This is a genomic window from Alcaligenes parafaecalis, from assembly GCF_026344135.1.
Lineage (GTDB): Bacteria > Pseudomonadota > Gammaproteobacteria > Burkholderiales > Burkholderiaceae_B > Alcaligenes > Alcaligenes parafaecalis.
Genome location: NZ_JAPKNA010000002.1, coordinates 240292 through 262511 on the forward strand (window position 1 = coordinate 240292; position 22220 = coordinate 262511).

Below are 22220 nucleotides of genomic sequence, written 5' to 3' on the forward strand. Positions count from 1 at the left end.
GGTGCGCTTGTTTCCATGATTGTGAGTGTTTTTGCGTACCTGATTCAGGCGCTGTTCTTATTGGTGGTAGGGGCCTTTGCCCTGTACGTAGTTCTGGAGCTGCGGGTGTTGCTGATCTCGCGGCGCGTGGAGCGTCGCAAGTTAAGCGAGCTGGTGCAGTCGCCTGTGTCTTTGCAGCAGGAATGGTATCCCAAGGTCAGTGTTTTATTACCGATTTATAACGAAGCGGCGGTGGTGGAGCGCTTGATCGATGCGGCTTGTCGGCTGGATTATCCGGTGTCAGCTCTGGAAATTCTGGTGCTGGATGACTCCACGGATAAGACCGCGCTGTTGGCACAAAATAAAGTTGATCAGTTAGCCAGGCAGGGCCTACCCATTCGCCGGATTCAGCGTACAGATCGCTCTGGCTACAAAGCAGGGAATCTGGTGCATGGTATTCAGCATTCTCAGGGCGAGTTTTTTGCGATTTTTGATGCGGACTTTTTACCACCTGCCGATTTTTTGAAGAAAACCATTCCACCTTTCAGGGACGAGAAGTTAGGTTTTCTACAAACCGGCATTGGCTATGAGAACCGCGATCGTTCTTTCCTGACCCGCTTTCAGGCTATGGAAATGGGCCACCAGCAGTATGTGACAGTGGGCTTGAGCGAAGACGGGGATATGGCCTCGTTAAGCGGTAGTTCCTGTGTCTGGCGGCGTGCGTGTGTAGAGGCTCTGGGGGGCTGGAATGCCTCCACCATTACCGAGGACGTAGATCTGGGTTATCGGGCCCAATTTGGCGAATGGAAGTACGCCTATCTGCGTGATGTGGTCTCCATGTCTACCTTGCCCGAGAACATCAGCGCCTTTCGGGTGCAACGGGAGCGCTGGGGCCGGGGTTTGATCCACAGTGCCTTCAAGCATTTGGGGCAGATGTGGCATCAGGACATGCCCTTGATGAAGCGTATGCATGCGTTTTCCATGATGTTTTCATCGGTCATGCTGGCGTCTATTTATGCCTTGATCTTGTTGAGCCTGCCACTGAATTACTTGCTGGATTTTGACCATGTGGTTTTGCGCTGGGGCGCACCGCTGTTCTTTTTGCTGGTGGCGGTTTGGGCCTTGAATAATGCCTTTGGGGCTCGCAAGGGCGCGCGCTTTGATGATCGGCCCGGTGTGTTGGGAACCGTGTGGCATACCTATTTGTATGTCGCCATGTTCCCGCCTATGGCTTGGTATTATTTTGTCGGTGGCGTGCGTGCGGCGTTCAAGGTGTATGGGGAATTTAACCGCACGCCCAAAGGTGCAGGCGAGAAGGCGGCAAGACAGCCCCGCATCAATCTGTATTTGTTGATCGGTGAAGTGTTTACCTTCCTGTATTCGGCATTGGCCCTGTATGTGGCCATACACATGGGCAATTACTTGTTGATACCCCTTAATGCGACGGTTTGCGTAGGCTTTGGCATGGTTTTGTACTGGTCCTTTCAAGAAAGGAGGACGCGTGAGCGTAGCTGAACCAGCAGGGCAGGAACGAGTTCTGATTACCGGTGCCACCAGTGCAATTGGTGGCGAGCTGGCGCTGCACTATGCCAAGCCTGGTACGGAATTAATTCTGCACGGTCGCAATGCCGCCATTCTGGAACCCTTGGCCGAGCGCTGCCGACAGGCGGGTGCGCAAGTTCAGACCCATCAACTTGATTTACGGGATCTGGATGCCTTGCATAGCTGGCTGTCACAATGCGCTGCGTTCGATCTTGTCATTGTGAATGCAGGCATGAACATTCACGTTGGCCCCAATGGCGAGCCTGAGGCCTGGGAAGAGACCGAGCTGCTGCTGGATATTAATGTGAAGGCAACGCTGCGTGTGGTGCAGTCTGTGCTGCCTGCGATGCGGGCCCGGGGGCGTGGACAGATCGCGTTGATGAGCTCGCTGGCAGCTTATTTTGGTTTGCCCACCACGCCGTCTTACAGCGCCAGCAAAGCTGCAGTCAAAGCGTACGGTGAAGGCTTGCGCGGCTGGCTGGCTCCTGAAGGGATCAAGATCAATGTGGTGATGCCTGGCTACGTCAGCTCGCCTATGTGTGATGCCATGCCCGGCCCTAAACCTTTCTTGTGGTCTCCACAGCGGGCGGCTCAACGTATTGCGCGTGGTCTTGAAGCGAATAAAGCGCGCATCAGCTTTCCTTTCCCTCTTAATCTCGGCTGCTGGTTTTTGGCGGTCCTGCCTGCCCGAGTCTCCGTCTTTATTCTGAGCAAGATTGGTTATGACGCTTGAGCCCGGATTCTGGACTGTAATCCTGGCTGCCGTGTCGGGACTGGCTCTGACAGTCGGGCTGGAGCGTTTTTTGCAAACCGCGGCCAGTTTGCGGCGTCCCGCAGCGGCATGGGCTTTACATGTCGGCCTGTATGGCTTGGCGTATGTCGTGCTGGTTTTTGTGCTGGGGCGGCCTATTTTTGCCACGGCCTTGCTGTGCGCATTTTTTCTGCTGTTGGTTGTAGTCAGCAATGCCAAGTTCAAGGCTTTGCGTGAAGCTTTTGTGTTCCAGGACTACGAGTATTTTACGGATGCGATCCGTCACCCTCGGCTCTATATTCCGTTTCTGGGCTGGGGCAAGTTCTTTCTGGCAGCAGCGGGCTTTATTGCCGCCCTGACGATTGGTTTGTGGCTGGAAACAGTTCCCGCCTTGCGGGCTGCTTGGACAGCGCAGTGGGGGGCTTTGGCTCTGCTTTTTGTGCTCAGCATGGGCTTGCTGCTTTGGGGAAATAGTGCGCGTTTGGCGGTGCAGATTGCACCGGAGCAGGATGTGCAGGCCCTAGGGTTGTTAGCCAGCTTCTGGCGTTATTGGCAGCAAGGGCGGCAGCGTCCGACTTTATCCTCTCCCTTTGTGGATAAGGTTCCGCAGGCTTTGTCAGGCGCTAAGTCCTTGACGGAGCAGCCGCATCTGGTTTCTGTACAAAGCGAGTCTTTTTTTGATGCTCGCCGTATTTGGGATGGAATACGGCCAGAGATTCTGGCGGAGTTTGACCGTTTCAAATCTCAAGCCAGCGCCTGCGGCCATCTGCATGTTCCCGCCTGGGGAGCAAACACGGTACGGTCCGAGTTCTCTTTTTTGAGCGGCATCGAGAACACCGCTCTGGGCGTCCATAGATTCAATCCGTATCGTGCGGTTTGTGCGGGATGGTCAGTGGCGACTCTGGCCTCCTGGTTGAAAAACCAAGGCTATCGCACGATTTGCATTCATCCTTATCCCGCCAGCTTCTACCAACGCAATCGTGTGTTCCCACTGTTTGGTTTTGATGAGTTTCTGGATATCAAGGCCTTTGGTGATGTAGAGCGCACCGGCCCTTATATCGGAGATCAGGCGGTGGCAGATAAAGTCGCCAGCGTGTTGGAACAGGCTCAGGGGCCGGTCTTTATTCACGTCATCACCATGGAAAATCATGGGCCTTTGCATCTGGAGAAGGTGGCGGCTGGAGATATGGAGAAGTTGTATCGCCAGGCACCGCCCGCGGCTTGCGAAGACCTGACGATTTATCTACGCCATATTCGCAATGCCGATGCCATGCTGACACGCTTGCGACAGGCTCTGACGACCTCAGCGCGGCCAGCCAGCCTGTGCTGGTATGGCGACCATGTCCCCATCATGCCCTCGGTGTATGCCGCCTTGGGCACGCCATGTGGGGATGTGGATTACTTTATCTGGAATTCGACTGGAGATCAGTCGGGGGCGCTGCATCAGGATGCCGCGATTCATGATCTGGCGGGGCAGTGGATGCGTTTAAGTGGAGTGATGCTCAAGTAGGCGCCTTGGTCGTCTTCTTGAGTTCAAGACTTGAAAGCGTCTATCCAATGCCGCGTAGAAACATCATGCTCGGCAGAGGCGTCCTTCTCCCCTGAAAGCTCCTGCAAAATCCCATTGGCCAGAACCTTGCCGTATTCCACGCCCCATTGATCAAAGGGGTTGATCCCCCAGATCAAGGCCTGCACAAAAATCTTGTGTTCGTATAAGGCCAGTAGGGCACCCAATGAGAAAGGATTCAGACGCGGCAGCACGATTAAGGTGTTCGGCCGTCCGCCCGAGTGCACTCGGTGGTGGGCCAGCTCGGCGGCTTGGTCGCCCTGGCTTTGGCATTCGGCCAGCGCCTGTTCGTAGGTCTTGCCGCGCATCAGGGCTTCGCGTTGCGCCAGGCAGTTGGCCAGCAGCAGATTGTGGTGTTCTGGCTGTTGGTGGTCTGCCTGCTGGCACACGATGAAGTCGACGGGGGCGCCATCGCTGCCTTGGTGCAACCATTGGTAGAAGGTGTGTTGTGCGTCTGTTCCAGCCAGTCCCCAGACGGCTGCGCCGGTGGCGACTCCCACTGGTTCGCCGCTAGTGGTGACGGATTTACCCAAAGACTCCATATCTAGTTGCTGGATGTAGGGCACCAGATTGCCCAGGCGGAAGTCGTAGGGTGAGATGTTCAAGGAGCCATAGCCCAGCACACTGCGGTTGACCACGCCAGACAAGGCCATCTGGATGGGGACGTTGGAGGCAATGGGGGCTTCCTGAAAGTGTTGGTCCATGGCCGCAGCACCTGACAACATACCCGCGACGACATCACTGCTGACGGCCAGGGCAGTCGTCAGGCTGACGGCAGACCACAGCGAAAAGCGGCCACCGACCCAATCCCAGAACTGAAAGATTTGTTTTTGCGGTATACCCCAATTCGATGCGGTGTCGGGGCGGGCGGTTACGGCCACGATTTGTTCGTAAGGGTTGGCGACACCCGCGGCTTGCAGCCATTCCAGGGCGCGCTGGCCGTTTTTCAGCGTTTCGGTGGTGGTGAAGGATTTGGAGGCGATCACGACCAGCGTGTCATGAGGGTCCATGCCCGACAGGGCGTGGTCCAGGGCGTGGCCGTCGATATTGGCCAGAAAGCGCACATTGCGCCAGCTATGGCGATATCCAAAAGCAGCCAAAGACAGGCGGACTCCCCAGTCGCTGCCACCGATACCAATATGAATGATGTTGCGCCAGCGGCGCTCGGAGTCGGCTACGCGCACAAACTCATTCATGCGCTCGCGCTCTTTGGCGACGTCGGCCATGGGAGCGGGTGCGCGTAAGGCGCTATGCCAGGCGGCACGGTGTTCCGTGTTGTTGACGATGCCGCCGCTCAAGAGCAACTTGCGGGCCACATCAAAGTTACGTGTGACCAACAGTTGTTCCCCCGCTTTTTGTAATTCAGGGGAATGGCGTTGTCCGCTTAAATCGACTTGTAGCCCGGCAGCCTTCAGACAATGCAGCTCCAGGGCGTACTGATCAGCCTGTAGGGCGGCCTCACAAAAGCCCGTCCATTCTGGCAGACCGGGTAAGGGAGCGGCAGAGGGAAGGTTTTTGGGGCTCGTTGGCATAGGGCATCAGTCAGCAGTGGACGAAACCGCCATTGTACGAGCCTTTGTCAGACTTGAGCGTTTGCGCGCTAGCGGGTTTGTCTGGGTGTTTACGAGTGGATGGGCACCAAGTGTTCGCTCTTGTAGGGCAAGACCCAAGCCCGCAGACTGGGATCAGTCGTCAAGACCTGTGCAATCTCCTGGGGTGACATCCAGGAAAAAGCCGTGGATAAGGCATCGGCAATTGTGGCATTGCCTGCTACGACAGAGACGCTGCGATACAAGGGGCGGGCTTGGCCATTGTCAGGGTTGAACAGATGCGTGACCGAGCCATCACGGCTAAGTGCTGTTCCTGAGCCTGAGGAGGTGCTGACGGCCTGGTTGTGTACATCCAGATCCAGCAAGCTGGTACGGTCCACCTGATCGCCAGCCAAGCCGACGCGCCAGGGGCGGTCGCCCGGCGCCATGCCCAGGCTGCGTATTTCACCCATATCGACCAGGGCATGCTCCAGGCCAGCCTGCTTCAATTGTTCTGTGATGCGATCGGTAATGTAGCCCTGTGCAATGCCGTTCAGGGTCAGCGCCATGCCGGGCCGTTTCAGACGAATGGTGTCATCCTGAATCTGGATGGCTTTGTGATTCACTTGCCGCAGGACTTGGTTTAGCTCGACTGCGGTAGGAAGCTTGGAAGAGCTATCACTACGTTGTGCTGCCTGACTATACAAGTCCCATAACACCTGCACAGTTGGGTCAAACGCGCCGTGAGTTAAGTCGCTCAGGCGCTGCGATTCCAGCAACAGGCGGGTCAAGTCTCCGGGGGCCTGTTTCAGATAGCCGTCGCGGTTCAGGCGTCTTAAGGCGCTGTCTTCCTGGTACAGGCTGAATATCCGCTCCAGGCGGCGCACTTCGGACAAGGCATTGTCGATCAGCGTCTGCGCAAAAACAGGGTCGGGGTGATGGATATGCAGTTGTGCATCGGCACCCAAGGCCACTCCCTGCCAGGAACTGAGTGGGGTGGCGGGCGCTTGCATCGCTTTTGTCGCCCATGGCAGGCAAGTCAGGGCGCTGGTTGCGGCCACGATACCGATAAAACGACGACGGGAAACGGGGGTAGAAGTCATGACAAGTACCTGGAATCAGGAAAGTAAGCGTTTCAAGGCAGCGCGACCGCACCAAAGATGTAGTTCTCCGGCATGTCGGCAAAGCGAACCAGTTGGCCGCCATGTTGCTGCTGGAAGTCTTGGGCAGCCTGCTCCTGGCTGAAGGGCAGGGCGTCGATGGTTCCCATGCCGCCGGTGTAGCGGCTGTAGATCAGATACCAGGCATCTTGTGCCGGTATCCATGCCTGTTCGGGAAACTGGCCGTCCTGGTCGCGCTGGGCCATGTCTTGTACATAGGTGGCGGCAATGGCTCTGGATTCTTCAGGCAGCAAGGTGTAGGCAAAGACCTCGCGGATGGTGGTGAACCATAGCGGTGCCTCGCGTTCGCGCAAGAGAATTTGTCCTTTGGGGCCTTGATGCTCAAACAGGTACATGCCGCAGTAATGGCCTACGGCCGTCTGGGGAATCTGCACGACGGGTGGAGGTGGTGCTTGTACTTGCTCGGGCTGTCCGCAGGCGGCCAGTATCAGGCCCAGGCAGAGCAATAAAAAGCTGCGCAGTTTTTTCATAAAGCCTTCTTTTTGAATACCAGGCTTGCCAGACCAAAGGGCACGGCGATCCATAGCAGCAAAACTCCCATCAATAGACTGGCGGGCAAACGGGCTTGCTCGCTTAAACCGGCCATACCGGCGAACATGGCGACATTCTCATAGCCGGTTAGATTCAGCAGGCGGTACACGTCGGTAGGGTTGAAAAGCAAAATGATGTTCAGCCAGGAAGCGGTGATCATGGCGCCTTGATCGGCAACCAGAATGCCTAGTAAAGCCATGTCGTAGATCACAACGAAAAACAGCCAGATGCCGATAGCCAAGCCTGCTGCGGTGGCTCGTTCTCTGACCAGGGTGCTGATGAAATAGCCCATGGACAGGAAACTGGCACCGAGCAGGATGCTGGCACCCATCATGGCTAGAAATGGTGTCCAGACGCTGAAGTCCAAGCCGCCATGTGCCATCTGCAAGGTGATTCCTGCCAGGCCATACCCTACGACGGTAGATAGACTCAGGATCAAGGCATGGCCCAGGAATTTGCCCACCAGAACCTGCCAGCGATGGACGGGGTAGCTAAGTAGCAAAGACATGGTGCCGCGTTCGATCTCGCCCACAATGGCGTCGTAGGACAGCAGCATGGCGATCAGCGGAATCAGGAAAATAGACAGACTGGACAGGCTGACAACGGTGACTGTCAAAGGATCTACTTTGACGCTGCCGGTGGGGGCGCTGCCCAGGAAACCCAGCGATAAAGCCAGAGCCGCCAGCAGCAGGGTCACAGCCAGTACCCAGCGGTTGCGCAATCCGTCGCGCACTTCCTTTTGAATGATGATCAGGACAGGGTTCATGGCTTAGTAATCCTCGCGCTTCAAAAAGTGCGCATACAGCTCGTCCAGACCGGGAGACTCCAGCTCCAGATCGCAGAGACCGGGGATGGCATGGGCATCGCGCAGGACCTGAAGTTTCTCGGCTTCGGTGCAGTGACGCTCCAGGCGGTTTGCGGCTATGACCTTCCAGTGCTGCAGCACAGAGTCGGGCATTTGTTCTACGGTCAAGCGGATACGTACTGGCAAGCCAGCGTGCTGGCGCAGTTCGGACAAGGTGCCATCGGCAATTTTGCGTCCCTGTTGCATCACGATGATGCGGTCAGCCAGACGCTCCATCTCCGCCAGAGCGTGAGTGCTGAGCAGAATGGTGGCTCCGGCATCGCGCAGTTCTTGCACGATGTCGTAGAACAGCAGCCGTGAGGCAGGGTCCAGACCGGTTGTCGGTTCATCCAGCAAGAGCACACGGGGTTTGCCCAGCAAGGTTTGGGCCAGTGCCAGCCGTTGGCGCATGCCCTTGGAATAGGTGCCGACGCGTTTGTGAGCTGCTTGGGCAATGCCAACCCGTGCCAGCAAAGCCTGGTTATCGCTGGTAGGCAAGCCTTTCAGTCGGGCGTAAAAGGCCAATGTTTCGGTGCCGGTCAGGGCAGGGTGCAGTGCGACGGTTTCGGGCAAGTAGCCGATATGGGCGCGCAGTCGGGCAGCCTGGGAGGAGCTGGCATCATGGTCCAGCAGGGTGACCTTGCCTTCATCAGCACGGATCAGGCCCAGAATCAGTTTGATGACTGTGCTTTTGCCCGCGCCATTGTGGCCAGCCAGCACGGTGCACTGGCCGGGGTAAAGCTCAAAGTTCACCGCGTTGGCGGCGCGCTGCTGACCATAGAGCTTGCTGACGTTGGACAGCGCGACAGGGGCTGGGGCCCGGTGTTTATCGGATGGGGTCATGAGTGGCCTTGTAGCGCTCCCAGACGGGATTGACCGGCGCACGCATGAGCGGTGCGCTGTCGATGATTCCGCCGGGCAAAATGGCAGGGAATTGGGTTTGTGCCCAGCGCACGATGGAAACGGCGGGGCTGTTCAACAGTACGCGAGCAGAGGGGGCACGCCAGACCAGTTGTTCAATCAGGCCATTGGGGCGATAAGCGGTGTCACCGATGCCATCGCCATTCAGGTCAAAAGCACTGTGATCGCTCCAGTAATTGCCCCGGCCTTTGCTGGACCATTCCAGATACCGTGTTCCTACATACTTCACTTGATTCTGATTCTGTATGAAGGCGTTGTCCGTGATCTCGTTACCCTCGGAACCGGCGGTGTAATGCACGCCGATCTGGGTGTTCTGAATCAGGTTGTTGCGGATCTGATTGAAGTTGGCGTTATAGAGAAAGACGCCTTTTTCTGCACCGTCGACAATATTGTCGGTAATGGTGGATTGCTGGGCTGCATTGAGCATCAAGCCTTGATGCGTGCTGTTGATGCTGATGTTTTCGCGTACCGTCAGGAACTGCGAAAACATCAGGGCATAGGCAATGTCATTGCCTATGGAAATATTGCTGCTGACCTCGCTATTGTTGGTGTACATGTAGTGCACCGCGTAGCGCAGTTGGGTAAAGCGGTTGTGGCTGAAGACATTGTCGCGGCTGGTATTAGAAAAAATGCCGTCGCGTCCCCAGGAAATATCGTTGTGCAAAATGCGTGAACCTGGGGAGTTCCACAAGGTGACGCCATTGCCGCGTTCATTCAGACGCAGCTCTTTATTGCCCACAATGGTGTTGTTTTGCACCAGCGCGTTATGTGGCCCCCAGACGTATACCCCCACTAGATTGTCGAGGATGTCGTTTTCTTCAATCAGGGCGTTATGGGCGGGTTTATCCAGGAAGATGCCCGCATCCATATCCGGCAAGCTCAAGCCAGAGTTGCTGACCGTGATATGGCGTATTTGCACATTTTCCGCCTGCACCCAAACCGTGCGGCCTTCGCGTTCACCGACCAGTACGGCCTGTCGGTCACTGGGGCCTTGAAGGGTTAAAGGCTTGTTCACGATGATGTTGCCCTGATAGCGGCCAGGCGCCAGAACCAGGGTGTCGCCAGGCTGGGCCGCATCAATCATGGCTTGCAGCGCGCTGTCGGCGGGCACCTGGATCATGGCGGCCTGAGCTGTCAGGCCACTGGCCGCAAGGGCCAGGGCCGTGAGCCGCTTCAGGGCCAGCCCAAGGGCTGGGCTGGCGCATCGTGCACGGGTGGGGAGTAGGCGGAAAGGCTTCATGTCACCGTCAGGCTTTGGGTTTCACGTTCATCTGGCCGGACATTTCCATGTGCAAGGCGTGGCAGAACCACTGGCAGTAGTACCAATGCACACCGGGACGCGAGGCTGTGAAAGTCACCGAGCTGGTCTGCTGTGGGCCAATTTCCATTGCCACGCCGTAGCCGGACAGGGTGAAGCCGTGGGTCAAGTCTTCGATCATCTCCATATTGGTGACCACGACAGTGACCTCGTCACCCTGATTGACCTCGAAGCTGGGCACCGAGAACACAGGGGCAACGGCTGTCATGTAGACCCGCACCTTGTTACCGTCGCGGATGACTTTGGAAGCCCCTTCCAGGGTGACGCCGTCTTTCTCGGCCATCTTCCGTGCCTTGTCCCACCAGGGGTCATCACGGGTCCACACACGCTTGGGTCGTACCTTGTCGGCTGCAACCAGCAGCATGTCGTGGGGTTCGGCAAAGCTTGGGCCGTCGTGAACCAGCTTCATGACGTCGCCCGAGATGTCGATCAACTGATCGTTCTCTGGCTTGAGCGGGCCTACGTTCAGGAAACGGTCTTTGGAGAACTTGTTCAGCGACACCAGCCATTTGCCATCGGCCTCTTTGGTCTCGCCCATGGTGGTGTGGTTGTGGCCAGGCTGGTAGTGCACATCCAGCTTCTGGATGATGGGGTCTACGTCTTTGCCCTGGTAAGCCTCAATGGCTTTGGCCATATTCCACTTCACGATCTGGCTGTCGATAAACAGGGTGGTGTAGGCATTGCCGCGACCGTCATAGGCGGTGTGCAGTGGGCCCAGGCCCAGTTGAGGTTCAGCCACTACGCAATCGCGCGGTTTGATCTTGTCGGCAAACAAGTCATCCAGGCGGCGTACATCGATCATGGTGACGGTGGGCGAGAGCTTGCCGTTAAAGACCACGTGAATGCCGTCGGGGCAGGCGTTACAACCGTGTGGGGAGTTAGGCACGGGAATGTAGCGGGTGTAGCGCGAGCCCTTGCGGCCATCCAGCACTTTGACGCCCTGCATTTCCTTGAAGTCGCCTTTCTTGACGCCGTCTTCAATCGCCTTCAGGTTGAACACCACGGCCCAGTCCTGCTCGTTGGCGCTCATTTCGCCGACATCCAGGCCCTTTTCGGAGTTGTAGCAGGTGGAGAACGCGTACTTGCCCTGATAGTCGGCGTCGCAGTTGTCCAAGTTGCCGTCTACGATCACCTGCCAGGCGATTTCCATGGTGTCGCCATCAATCGCGGTGAACACAGAAAAATAGTTTTCTTTGGGGTTGCCAAAGATGGTGCCGTTGTTAGGCAAGGGGACAATGTGCTCGCCGTTGCAGAACACATAGCCGGTACGTGGATAGCGCTGTGGACGCAGGCCGTGAATACCGTCGGCATTGGGAATTTCAATGATCTTGTCGCACTTCATGACATCGCAGCGCACCCGTGCCACGCGGTTATTGGCTTTGTCATTGATGTAGATGAAGCGGCCGTCGTAGGTCCCGTCGGTAAAGGACATATGAGGGTGGTGAGCATCACCGTTGGGCAAAATGCCGCCCAGGGAGTCAGCAAAAGCCAGGGTTTCAGGCGTCAGGTTGGCACGCATGATCTGGCGGCTTTCGTTGGTAATCCCCCAGCCTGTGGCACTACAAATATTGAAAATAGGAATACGCATCAGCTCGCGCATGGACGGCAAGCCCATGATGCGGATTTCGCCGGACTGACCGCCGGAGTTAAAGGCGTAGTACTGATCCAGTTCGCCCGGCTCGATGTGGGCGTTGAGCCCGTCCGGTGCTTTTTTGGTATCCGCCAAGGCGTTGCCAATGTGGGTGGCGCTGACCACCGCAGCGCCGGATAAGGCGGCGGTACCTAGAAAGGCACGGCGGCTCAAACCCTGTTTATCCTGCTTGTTCTCGGACATGGTGTGATCTTCCTTTTTGTGATGACGTGGCCGACTGGCGCTGGGTGTGCGCCCAGCCGTCTCACGGCGTGGCTGGCGTGGAATCGGAACTATCAAGGCTGCGTGGACGCACGGTAGGGCGTGGAGCAGCATCGTCTTGCAGCGTGCTGGCAACGGCGACCGGGGCCGCTTTACCGCGTTTGCGTTTGGCGATCTTTTGAATCAGGTGCGGGCATTTTTTCTCGTGGTGATACAGCATCTGGCAGTTCAGGCACTGGATACATTCGTTAGGGTTGATTGGCCCTTCGGGCTCAATGGCCTGTACGGGACAGTCGGTGGCACAGCGCTGACAGGGGTCGCCGCACATGGGGTAGCGACGCAGCCAATCAAAAATGCGCAGGCGGGCGGGAATGGCCAGGGCGGCACCCAGGGCACAGAGATAGCGGCAGTAAAAACGCTCGATAAACAGGCTCGCAATCAGGAGCAGCACAGCGAAAATCGTGAACGGCCAGTCGCGAATGAATTTCAGGATGATGGCGGTCTTGAAGGGCTCCACTTCAGCCATCTTTTCAGCCACAGCCATGTCGTACAGAGCGAAGCCAAAAAGCAAAATGAAGAGGACGTACTTGATGGCAACCAGCCGTTTATGCGCGCTGTAGGCGACCTTGATCTGGGGAATACGCAGGAAGCGTGCCAGCTTGTTGGCCAGTTCCTGCAAGGCCCCAAAGGGACAGAGCCAGCCACAGAAAGCGCCACGATTCCAGAAAATCAGAGAGATGGCGGTGGCGATCCACAGGATGAACACCAAGGGGTCCATCAGGAAGTATTCCCAACGGAAGTCGGTACGCAGGGCGTGGGAGAAGGTGAGTACGTTGACGACTGAAAGTTGAGCCGAGGCATACCAGCCAATCCAGACCAGGGAGAACAGCAGAAAGCCGATACGAAAGCGTCGGTAGAACACTTCGTGCTTGGTCAGCGTGTCCTGGAAGAAGAAGACTCCGCCCAAGGTCAGCAAAGACACCAGCAGCACGGCAATTTGTACTTTCTTGCCAGCCCAGATTTGCTTGTACAGGGGAGCACTGGCTGTTTCCAGGTCGTCTGGTTCTGCAAGTTCAGCAGCGGGGGCGGGCGTTGCAGCAGGAGGCGCAGTCAAATAGGCCTCGGGCAATTGGTAGTTCAGGTTCAGCGTTACAAAGGCTTTGTCTTTGACACTCAGGACGCGCTGTACCAGTAATTGCAGTCGCCAGGGTTGGACAGGGTCAAAGGTGGCAGTAGCGGGGATCTTGAACAGGCCGGCTTCTTTGAAGTCGGGCGCATTGGCCGCTTTGACGCCGGGCAAACGCTGATGGTCCAGATCGGTGAAGTGAAAGCTGTCCAGATCCTGGATGACTTCAATGCGGTCGAAAATCCCGCCGCGTACATAGCCCGAACCTTTGAAGGAATACAGGCCATTGCCGACAATCAGCATGGCTTGCTGACCGGGTTTCAACTCTTGCTGCAGATAGTTGTAGTCAGATTCACCCAGCAGGCTTTGTCCGATACTGGGTACGCTGACCAGGGCTGCGTACAGATCAATAAAGGTATCTTCTGGGGCGCCGTCCTGGGGATGGGCGGCGGCTTCTGTGCGACCACTATCCACAAAGGCCTGGTTGATATCGGCCACGCTGACATGCAGGCGTTGGATGGCACCGCTTTGGATCAGCTCGTCCCAACTGGAAATGCTGTGATTGCTGGTATCGATGCTGCGCTTGACCGCTGCTTGTGCCGTAGCCGGGGCGGCCGCTTGGCCTATGCCTTCTTGCCGCGCCACCAACTGGGAGGAGCGCATGATGCTGTCGCCCACCACCATCAAGGTCACAGTGGCACCACTGATGATGTCAACGGGAGGAGGGGCACCGGGTTTAGGCCGGTTCTTGACGTAGTTCTGGCCGACATAACCTTGGATGAAGGCATCGACGCGGGACTCTGGAATACCAATCAACACGATAGGTTCATGGTGTTCCAGCAGCTTGGCAGCCAGGATGCTGCCATCCATGCTCATGGCTACCAGAGTGTCGATGGGAAAGCTGGAATAACCGCGTGTGTTGACGATGTCAGTCGTGACATACACGTACCCCAGTTGCTCCTGGTCCTTGAAGACCTTGGCAACGGGTAGCGTGCCTGAGGGCTCGCTGGTATGGGTGGCGGTCGGGTAAATCTCGTTGAGGGCAATGTCCGGGAGGAAGTGGGCAATGCGAGAAGTAGAGTGTGCTGAAGTGCTGCTTAAACAGGCCGCGAGTATAAAAAGCAGGAGCCAGAGAGTACGCAACTGCACATGCCGGGCCAAGCGATTGAGGGACGTCATTTCTTACCACCTGCAACAAGATTCTTGCGAGATGGTAGGGGTTACCCTTTGTTTACTCTTTGTGTCAGAGCAAGGACAGATTCTGACAAGGGTGCGCGCGGGCGTGTGTCAGCGTGTCACAACCCTGTTCACGACAGTGCGGACTGGCTTGGATGGCGGGCGGTGCCCTGCGAAGGGATGATTAGTGATGTTGCTGTAAATATTTCAGCACCGCATCGGCATCGCCTTGGAAGACGACTCGCTCTGCTTTTTGTTCGCGCTGATAGCTGTACATGGGGTCGTAGTATTGCGTCAGCAGCCCCCCAATCCAGTCGCGGTGCCCGTCCAGCGCACCACTGCGTTCTTGCTCCTGCAAGGCCTCGTCCATGATGGCTGACAAATGCTGGTAGCGTTGATGGCCCAATCGCTTGGTGATGCGACTCAGGCTTTGACGTAGCTGTTCTGCAAAGAGGACAAAGCCGGTTTGCGGGCCGTGCTGTGCTGTGAATTCAGCGTGCAGATTCTGGACGTAGTCGCGCACGATGCGCGTAATGCGGTTTTCCAGGCTGTCCTCCAGCCAGATGATGGGCCATTGCTGCATCCCTCGATACAGGCCTAGCGGCAAGCTGCAACGGCCTATGGTCTGGCTTTCATCTTCCAGCACAAAGCTTTGATGGCCTTGTGCAGATTTTTTGAGCAGGGTGACGGACAGACGATGCTCGAAGTCGATCTGGCTGGGCTGCTCGGTGGCATGTTTGCCAAAACTGGAACCACGATGATGAGCGTAGCCCTCCAGATCCAGGCTGTGCTCCAGTTGCTGCAACACATCGGTTTTGCCCGTGCCTGTCATGCCGCCCAGAACCTGAAAGCGGGCGCTGCTGACAGTCTGCTCCAGATTGTTCAATAAAAAGCCGCGCATGGCTTTATAGCCGCCCACCACACGAGGATAGTGAATGCCTGCCTCTTCGCGCAGCCAGGTTTGTGTGATCTGGGAGCGCAGGCCGCCTCGAAAACAATACAGATAGCCGTCGGGGTGTGCTTGTGTAAATTGTGCCCAGGCTTGCAGGCGCTCTGCCTTGATCTGGCCGCTGACCAGTTTGTTGCCTAGTGCAATGGCAGCGTCCTGACCGTGCTGCTTGTAGCAGATACCCACCTGATGCCGCTCTTCATCGTTCATCAGTGGCAGGTTCAAGGCACCAGGAAAGGCCCCTTTACTGAATTCGATGGGAGCGCGAGCGTCCATCAAAGGCACATCGTTCAGGAACAGCTCGCGGTAATGGTGGGTATCAGGGCGCATCAAGCGATTTCGACGGCGTGGGTTTTGGCGGGGATAAATTCCCCGATGGCTTCCAGCTTCAGGCCCAGCTCGGCAGCGGTGGACAGGAACTCGGCCGTGGCAGAAGGTTCAACCGCCACCAGCAAACCACCGCTGGTTTGTGGGTCGCACAGGATATTGATTTGTTCCTGGCTGATGGGAGCGATGCGGTGGCCGTAGCTGTCAAAGTTACGTTGTGTGCCACCGGGCACGCAGCCCTGTTCCAAGTAGTATTCGATGCCGGGCAGCAGGGGGACGCGGTCCAGATTCAGGCGAGCCGTCAGGCCGCTGCCATCGGCCATTTCGATCAAGTGGCCCAGCAGACCAAAGCCGGTCACATCCGTCATGGCTTTGACGCCGGATAGTTGTGCAAAGCGGCTGCCGGGGGTGTTCAAGGTACACATCCAGTCGCGTGCCAGGTTTTGATCTTCCGGGCGCAGCTTGGCTTTTTTCTCTGCCGTCGTCAGCACGCCTATGCCCAAAGGCTTGGTCAGATAGAGCTGGCAACCCTCGGTCGCGGTGTCGTTGCGTTTTAACTGGCCTTTATTGACCATGCCAGTGACGGCCAGGCCAAAAATAGGTTCGGGCGCATCAATAGAATGGCCGCCTGCCAATGTAATACCGGCTGCATCGCAGGCCGCACGCCCACCACGCACCACTTCGCGGGCGACTTCGGGGGAGAGCACATTGATAGGCCAACCCAAAATCGCAATCGCCATGATGGGCTTGCCGCCCATGGCGTAGATATCGCTGATGGCGTTGGTCGCGGCAATGCGTCCAAAGTCGTAGGGGTCGTCCACGATGGGCATGAAAAAGTCTGTGGTCGAGACTACGCCACGTTCTTCATCAATGCCGTAGACAGCCGCATCGTCACGCGAGGTATTGCCGACCCACAGGTTCGGGTCCAGATTCTGGGCACCGCTGCCCGCCAGGATAATGTCCAGTACCTTGGGGGAAATCTTGCAGCCGCAACCGGCTCCATGACTGTATTGGGTCAGACGAATGGGAGTATCCATGAGCACGCACCGCGAAATAGGTTGAAGTTGAAATGATACTAAATTGCTTTTTGTCCCAGCAGGCTTTTACTTAAGGGAAGGGCAGTGGGCGCACGACTTGCGCAAACTGATCCGCCGCCACCCATTGCGCGAATTGCTCGCCCAGCCGCTGGCTTTGATCTACCGAGTTCTGCCAGGCCTGACGACGCTCTGTGTCTGATAGGCGCTTGTAGTCGGAGCGATCAGGGATTTTGCGGTCTTTTAGACGCTCGTAGAAGGTAGGGGTCGGGCAAAGCAGAATCAGATTGTCCAGGTTGTGGGGGCGGCGGGCCTTTTGCCAACGGGGCAGGTATTTGTCGAACCAGCTAGCGCTGATTTTTTGGGTGAAATGGGGAAATAGCGTCAGGCCTGGACTGTCCAGATCCAGAGCGCAGAAGTTGTAGTCCACCAGGCCTCCGTCACGGTACAGCCCGGCAGGCCAGTTGTGGGCTGCATCAACGCCGTCAATGACTAATGGAATGGCGGTGCTGGCAGCCAGGGTTTCAAACAGATTGTCGTGGTCCAGCGCAGCGTACCGGGCCTGACTCTGGTGTTTGCCGTGAATGGGTAAAGGGCTGCGTGTGTCGTGCACGATGACCCGCTCGAAGAACCAGTGCGGGATCGCAGGGTGCAGATAGTTGCCGACCATGCAGCTTAACAAGGCGGCACTTAATTGGCGCTGATTGCGGGAGCCCGCCCAGCCTTTGCTACGTGCCACGGTAATCGCAAAACGATAGCGAGGGTGATTCAGGATGGCGGCCTGTGTGTCGGAGTCGCCCAGCAGCGTCTTGAGCATGGCCTGAGTCGAGCGTGTAATGTCCGCCACCGTGGATTTGGGCAGGAAGGGGCTATGAATGTAGAGCTGCGCAAAGTCCGCAAAGGCTTTGTAGGGATCGTTCTGTGCCGCACATGCAAAGCGCCAGGAAGCAATGGAACTGCCAAACAACCACAGGGGCTCGCCATGTCTATTTAGCCAGTCCGCGAACAGATATTGATCCAGTCCGGTCAGCGCCAAAGCCTTGGGTCCGCCTGCACTGCCGATCAGGGTGCCTATATCTTTGGCATGAAGACCATGGCTTTGAATATGGCGGTAGGCGCGTGGGCCTGCGTAGATAGCGAGGTCAGGCTCGGTGGACAACAAGATCAGCTCCCGAATGTGGTGACTCTACAGCCGGTTGGATGGCTGGCAGGCTTTAGTCTAGCGCTGTTGCCGTGGGGCTGGGGAGGGCTCTCTTGGGTTGAGGCAAGATGGAATGCCCCTGCTGCTCCAGAGGGGGCAGGCAGGGGCTGGTAAAACGATCCATTATCCGGACGCCTGCTGGAGTCCGGAGCAAAGCATCAGGTTTTAGAAGCTGGCAGTCAGCGTTGCGTAGTACTGGCGGCCTGGTTCGTTGTAGGTGTTGGCACCCTGGCCGCTACCCGAGTCTTCGCGGTACAGGCGCTTGTCGAACAGGTTGTTCACACCCAGACGCACGTTGGTGGATTTGGTGATCTGGTAAGCGCCACTCAGACCGAAGATGGCGTACGAACCACGCTCACGCAGCCCATCGCCTTTCACTTCCGAGTTATTGGACAGGTTGTGCGAGCGTGGCTTTTGTTTGCCATACAGCGTGGCAGTAGCCAGCATGGACAGCTTGTCGTTTACGCGCCAATCCAGTGTGCTGTTCAGGGTGTAGCGTGGGATCACGGTCAGAGGCTGATTCGTTTCCTTGGACTTGTTGGTAATCATGTAAGTCAGGTTGTTGCTCAGGCTCAGAGTGTCACCGTTCTCGCCCAGAATCGGGATAGTCAGGTTACCTTCCAGGCCGCGAATAACAGCTTTGCCGGAGTTGACCCACTGGAACGGACGCACCAGCGAACCGCCAATGTAGATGGCGTCAGGAATGGTCTGGTCGCCCATATCGGCCACAATCTTGTTGCTGTAGTCGTTCTGGAAGTAGGTCATGCCAGCAGCCCAGCCTGCATTGTCGTAGGCCAGACCGATTTCCTTGTTGATGCTGCGCTCGGGGGACAGATCATCATTACCGAAGATGTAGCAAGGACCGCTGACACGTTGACCGGTTACGGGGTCGTAGGGGCAACCGTTGCCGCGGGTCTGGTACAGGTAGTTGGGGTTGGACTGATACAGGTTAGGGGCTTTGAAGGCGCGGGCAATACCGCCTTTCAAAGTGATGTTTTCAGTGATGAAGTAGGAGGCGTTCAGGCTGGGGCTCCAGTTATCACCGAATTTGCTGTGGTGGTCAAAACGCACACCGGGGGTGATGGTCAGGGCCTCGGTCAACTCGATATTGCCTTCTACATAAGCAGCCGTGGTTTTTGCTTTGCTCTTGGAGTCGGTGTTCTTGTTGATGGTCTGGCCAGAGCGTGTGGCGTAATCATCGTCCAGGCTTTGATCTCGGTGCTCAAAGCCCACGGTCATCAGCACGTGTTTGTTGGCGATCTGGAGCGGTGTGTTGTATTCACCCGAGATATTCAGCGAACGCAGCTCGGAAACAGAACCTGCACCGGGGTTGGAGATGCTGCCTTCGCCAGCACCTGCCATGCCTTCATTCAGGCGGGAGTTGGTGGTGCCTTCGTAGGCAAAGGTCAGGCGCGAACGGCGGCCCTGGCCATAGTCGCCATAGTGGCTTAGCGAGCCAGCGCGGCGGTACATGATGTTGGTTTCGGCGCCGTCATCTGCCAGCGAGGCAATGGTGGCATTGGCGTTGGAGAACAGGCGTTCACCGGCAAAAATATTGCCCTGACGGCTGAACGAGCCTTCCAGCTCCAGGCGGTGGTCGCGGTTGATGTCCAGACGTACCAAACCGTTGATGTCCTTGTTGCGAACACCTTCACGCCCCGCGGGCGGAACATTTTTGTCGCTGACGTCAATGCCGGATGACTTTGCGTTCAGCGCAGGTTTGTCGGCATCTGTTTTGGCGATATTGCCGTAGACGCGGAAGGACAGCTTGTCTGCAATAGGGCCGGACAGGTTAAAGCCGGTACGACGTGTGGAGCCGTAGTTGCTGTCTTCAGGAATTAAACCGTAGGCCGTCACCGAGCCGGAGAAGGTGTCGGTAGGGGCTTTGGTAATGATGTTCACAACACCACCGGCCGCGCCAGAACCGTAGCGGGAAGCGGCTGGTCCACGCAATACTTCAATGCGTTCGATGGCGTTGACGGGCACCCAGTTGCTGTCGCCACGGGTATTGCGCTCACCGTCACGACCCATGCGGATGGAGTCACGTGAGCTGACGGGTTTGCCGTCAATCAGAATCAGGGTGTTTTCCGGGCCCATGCCGCGCAAGTCGATCTGACGGCTATTACCGTACGAGCCCGAGGGGCTGTTACCTGTCAGGTTCACACCGGGCATGGTGCGGATCAGTTCGGACAGGTCGTTGGCGGGAGGACGTTTTTCAATATCGTTGGCGGTAATGGTGGACACGCCGGGTGCCTGTTTGACAGCTTCTTCCGCCGAAGGCAGTACACGAATTTCTTCCAGCGAGGTCACCCCACCCCGGACGCTGGAGGTTTGCGCGTTAGCGCTGAAACTGGCTGCCAAAGCCGTGGCGAGCAAGCCCAATGCAAAGATCGGGCGGCGGGCCGGAGGCGCCGATAAATTCATAACACTTTCCTAGTAAACGATAAACAGAATGAGAATTGTTCGCGCTACGAATTGTGTTTAAAAATGTGACGGCTGTCGAGAAACCTGACGGTTTTGTGGTGTATGAAACACGCACAGAAAAGAGGGGTATTAATAAGCGCACCAGACACGAATTGTCTGAAAGGATATTTTGGTAGCTTTTTAGACAGACTTAGTTCTTGGAAAGCATTCTGAGTATTGCGAACTCATGTTTTTGTTTAATTTTTTTAATACGTTAAAAAAATCATCAAGGACATTTTTGTTCTATTTGACACGATGGGTCATTTTTGATGAGAATGTGTCCTGAACAATTCAAACTTAAAAAGTTCAGGAGACATCCAGTGAAAAAGACGCTTGGTTTGATGATGGCCGGGTGGGCGGCCTTGACGATGATGGCGGGTCCGGTACAAGCAACAACGTTCCCGGCACAGCCAGTACGTTTGATCGTGCCCTTTGGTGCAGGGGGGATTACCGATCTGGTAGCACGCCTCCTTGCCCAACAATTGGGCAAGGAGTTGGGCCAGACTGTCATTGTTGAAAACAAGGCAGGAGCCGGAGGCATGGTTGCCGCTCAGGCTGCACAAAATGCGAAAGCGGACGGTTACACCGTGTTCATGGGGACAGTAGGCACACAGGTGGTCAACCCTTTGATTCTTTCCAAAATCAACTACGACCCGCAGGCCTTTGTGCCCATCGGCATGGTGACGGGGTCTCCGTATGTTTTGGCGGTTCGTTCGGATTTGGGTACGGAGAACTATGCCCAACTGGTTGCCCATGCCCGTCAGGAGCCAGGGCTCCTTAACTTCGGATCGGCGGGGATAGGGAGTGCTCCGCACTTGGGGGTAGAGCTTTTCAAGTTGACCGAGAAACTTGATGTGCGACATATCCCTTTCAAGAGTGGAGGGGAAGCGGTCAGTGCCGTTGTGGGTCGTCATGCCGACATGGTGATGGATGCCATTCCCGTGATCATGCCGCAGGTGAAGGCGGGCAAGCTTCAGGCCCTGGTTCTGGCTGATAACCAACGCTCCCCAGCCGCTCCCGATGTGCCTTCCAGCGCAGAGCTGGGGGCTGCTGAACTGCGCATCAGTTCCTGGAACGTGTTGTTGGCCCCGCCGGGCACTCCACAGGAGGTGATTGCGGTATTGGAGACGGCATTGCAAAAGACACTGGTCAACCCGGAGTTCAAAAGCCATCTGGAGCAGCAGGGCAGCCAGGTTTACACCGGCACCCAAGATGAATATCAAACCTTCATCGCGGCTGAGCGCAGCAAGTGGCAGCGTATTGTTCAGACCGCAGAAATCAGTCTTGAGTGAGGTAAAGACAATGAACCACGCCGCTCTGGAGCTTATCGACACGGTGCATACCGGCAATGGCTGGAAGGTACGACTGTTGTGCGGTTATTTGGGTATAGCGCTACAGCGGCGCAGCCTGTCTATTGTGGAGGGGGATCTGGATACCGAGGTGTTCCGGCAAATCAACCCCTGGGGACAGGTTCCGGTACTGCGAACCCGGGAAGGGCCCTGGCTGGCAGAGTCGGCCGCTATTTTGTGGTACCTGGCGCAGGGCACAGACTTTCTGCCCGCGGACCCGCTTGCGCAGGCGCAGGTGCTGCAGTGGCTGTCTTTTGAGCAGACTCAGCATATGACCAACCTTGCACAGCCCAGACTGTGGGTGGCGTTGCGGGGGACGATGACGGTGGATGATCCTGCGGTGCTGGCGTGGCGCGAACAGGGCGATAAAGCTCTGGCTCAGATGGAGGTGCACTTGCAGTTGCATCGCTATTTCGTTGGGGGCAGGCCCAGCATCATCGATGTGGCCTTGTTTCCCTATACCTGCATGGCAGAGCAGGGCGGGTACGACCTGCACCCCTATCCATCGGTACGACATTGGCTCGAGCGTATGCAGGCCCTGGCGGGCTATGTCCCGCTGTTGTGAGCAGGATATTAATTT

Annotated in this window: 17 protein-coding genes; 5 read left to right on the plus strand and 12 right to left on the minus strand. The window is 56.7% G+C overall.

Annotation, left to right across the window (positions count from 1 at the left end; genetic code table 11):
• Positions 1-15 precede the first annotated feature (15 nt).
• The 3 genes from OSH09_RS08030 to OSH09_RS08040 are packed head-to-tail and all read left to right on the plus strand — an operon-like array spanning position 16 to position 3782.
• Positions 16-1494: a glycosyltransferase gene (locus OSH09_RS08030; RefSeq protein ID WP_266120671.1), complete on the plus strand. Its 1479-nt coding sequence runs from the start codon at positions 16-18 to the stop codon at positions 1492-1494.
• Positions 1481-2254: an SDR family NAD(P)-dependent oxidoreductase gene (locus OSH09_RS08035; protein ID WP_266120672.1), complete on the plus strand. Its 774-nt coding sequence runs from the start codon at positions 1481-1483 to the stop codon at positions 2252-2254. The genes OSH09_RS08030 and OSH09_RS08035 overlap by 14 nt, the downstream gene beginning before the upstream one ends.
• Positions 2244-3782 carry an LTA synthase family protein gene (locus tag OSH09_RS08040; protein ID WP_266120673.1) on the plus strand — a complete coding sequence of 513 codons (1539 nt, stop codon included), beginning with the start codon at positions 2244-2246 and terminating at the stop codon, positions 3780-3782. The genes OSH09_RS08035 and OSH09_RS08040 overlap by 11 nt, the downstream gene beginning before the upstream one ends.
• Before the next feature lie 23 nt (positions 3783-3805).
• Here the strand turns inward: OSH09_RS08040 and pgi are convergent, their stop codons facing one another.
• The 12 genes from pgi to OSH09_RS08100 form a co-directional block, all read right to left on the minus strand.
• Entirely contained in the window at positions 3806-5371 is a 1566-nt protein-coding gene (gene pgi / locus OSH09_RS08045) for a glucose-6-phosphate isomerase (protein ID WP_266120674.1), read from the minus strand.
• Between the two features lie 89 nt (positions 5372-5460).
• Positions 5461-6471 (minus strand): FAD:protein FMN transferase, encoded by a 1011-nt coding sequence (locus OSH09_RS08050; protein ID WP_266120675.1) that lies wholly within the window; start codon positions 6469-6471, stop codon positions 5461-5463.
• 32 nt (positions 6472-6503) lie between these two features.
• Positions 6504-7019: a nitrous oxide reductase accessory protein NosL gene (locus tag OSH09_RS08055; RefSeq protein ID WP_266120676.1), complete on the minus strand. Its 516-nt coding sequence runs from the start codon at positions 7017-7019 to the stop codon at positions 6504-6506.
• Complete coding sequence (locus OSH09_RS08060; RefSeq protein WP_207872427.1) at positions 7016-7846, minus strand: ABC transporter permease; 831 nt, start codon at positions 7844-7846, stop codon at positions 7016-7018. Before OSH09_RS08060 ends, OSH09_RS08055 begins: the two co-directional genes overlap by 4 nt.
• Positions 7847-7849: 3 nt before the next feature.
• Complete coding sequence (locus OSH09_RS08065; RefSeq protein ID WP_266120677.1) at positions 7850-8767, minus strand: ABC transporter ATP-binding protein; 918 nt, start codon at positions 8765-8767, stop codon at positions 7850-7852.
• Complete coding sequence (locus tag OSH09_RS08070; RefSeq protein ID WP_222669011.1) at positions 8751-10085, minus strand: nitrous oxide reductase family maturation protein NosD; 1335 nt, start codon at positions 10083-10085, stop codon at positions 8751-8753. Before OSH09_RS08070 ends, OSH09_RS08065 begins: the two co-directional genes overlap by 17 nt.
• A 7-nt stretch (positions 10086-10092) precedes the next feature.
• Positions 10093-11997: a TAT-dependent nitrous-oxide reductase gene (nosZ, locus tag OSH09_RS08075; protein WP_207872424.1), complete on the minus strand. Its 1905-nt coding sequence runs from the start codon at positions 11995-11997 to the stop codon at positions 10093-10095.
• A 61-nt stretch (positions 11998-12058) separates the two neighbouring features.
• Entirely contained in the window at positions 12059-14320 is a 2262-nt protein-coding gene (locus OSH09_RS08080; RefSeq protein ID WP_266120678.1) for a NosR/NirI family protein, read from the minus strand.
• Between the two features lie 181 nt (positions 14321-14501).
• Positions 14502-15596 (minus strand): tRNA 2-selenouridine(34) synthase MnmH, encoded by a 1095-nt coding sequence (mnmH, locus tag OSH09_RS08085; RefSeq protein ID WP_266120679.1) that lies wholly within the window; start codon positions 15594-15596, stop codon positions 14502-14504.
• Positions 15596-16630, minus strand: coding sequence for a selenide, water dikinase SelD (gene selD / locus OSH09_RS08090; protein WP_266120680.1), 1035 nt, complete (start codon positions 16628-16630; stop codon positions 15596-15598). The genes mnmH and selD overlap by 1 nt, the downstream gene beginning before the upstream one ends.
• A gap of 70 nt (positions 16631-16700) precedes the next feature.
• Positions 16701-17789, minus strand: coding sequence for a hypothetical protein (locus tag OSH09_RS08095; protein WP_207872420.1), 1089 nt, complete (start codon positions 17787-17789; stop codon positions 16701-16703).
• A 204-nt stretch (positions 17790-17993) separates the two neighbouring features.
• Positions 17994-20252 carry a FepA family TonB-dependent siderophore receptor gene (locus OSH09_RS08100; RefSeq protein WP_266120681.1) on the minus strand — a complete coding sequence of 753 codons (2259 nt, stop codon included), beginning with the start codon at positions 20250-20252 and terminating at the stop codon, positions 17994-17996.
• Between the two features lie 359 nt (positions 20253-20611).
• Here OSH09_RS08100 and OSH09_RS08105 point away from each other — a divergent pair, with 359 nt between their 5' ends.
• Positions 20612-21583 carry a Bug family tripartite tricarboxylate transporter substrate binding protein gene (locus OSH09_RS08105; protein ID WP_266120682.1) on the plus strand — a complete coding sequence of 324 codons (972 nt, stop codon included), beginning with the start codon at positions 20612-20614 and terminating at the stop codon, positions 21581-21583.
• Positions 21584-21593: 10 nt separating this feature from the next.
• Complete coding sequence (locus OSH09_RS08110; RefSeq protein WP_266120683.1) at positions 21594-22205, plus strand: glutathione S-transferase family protein; 612 nt, start codon at positions 21594-21596, stop codon at positions 22203-22205.
• Positions 22206-22220 lie beyond the last annotated feature (15 nt).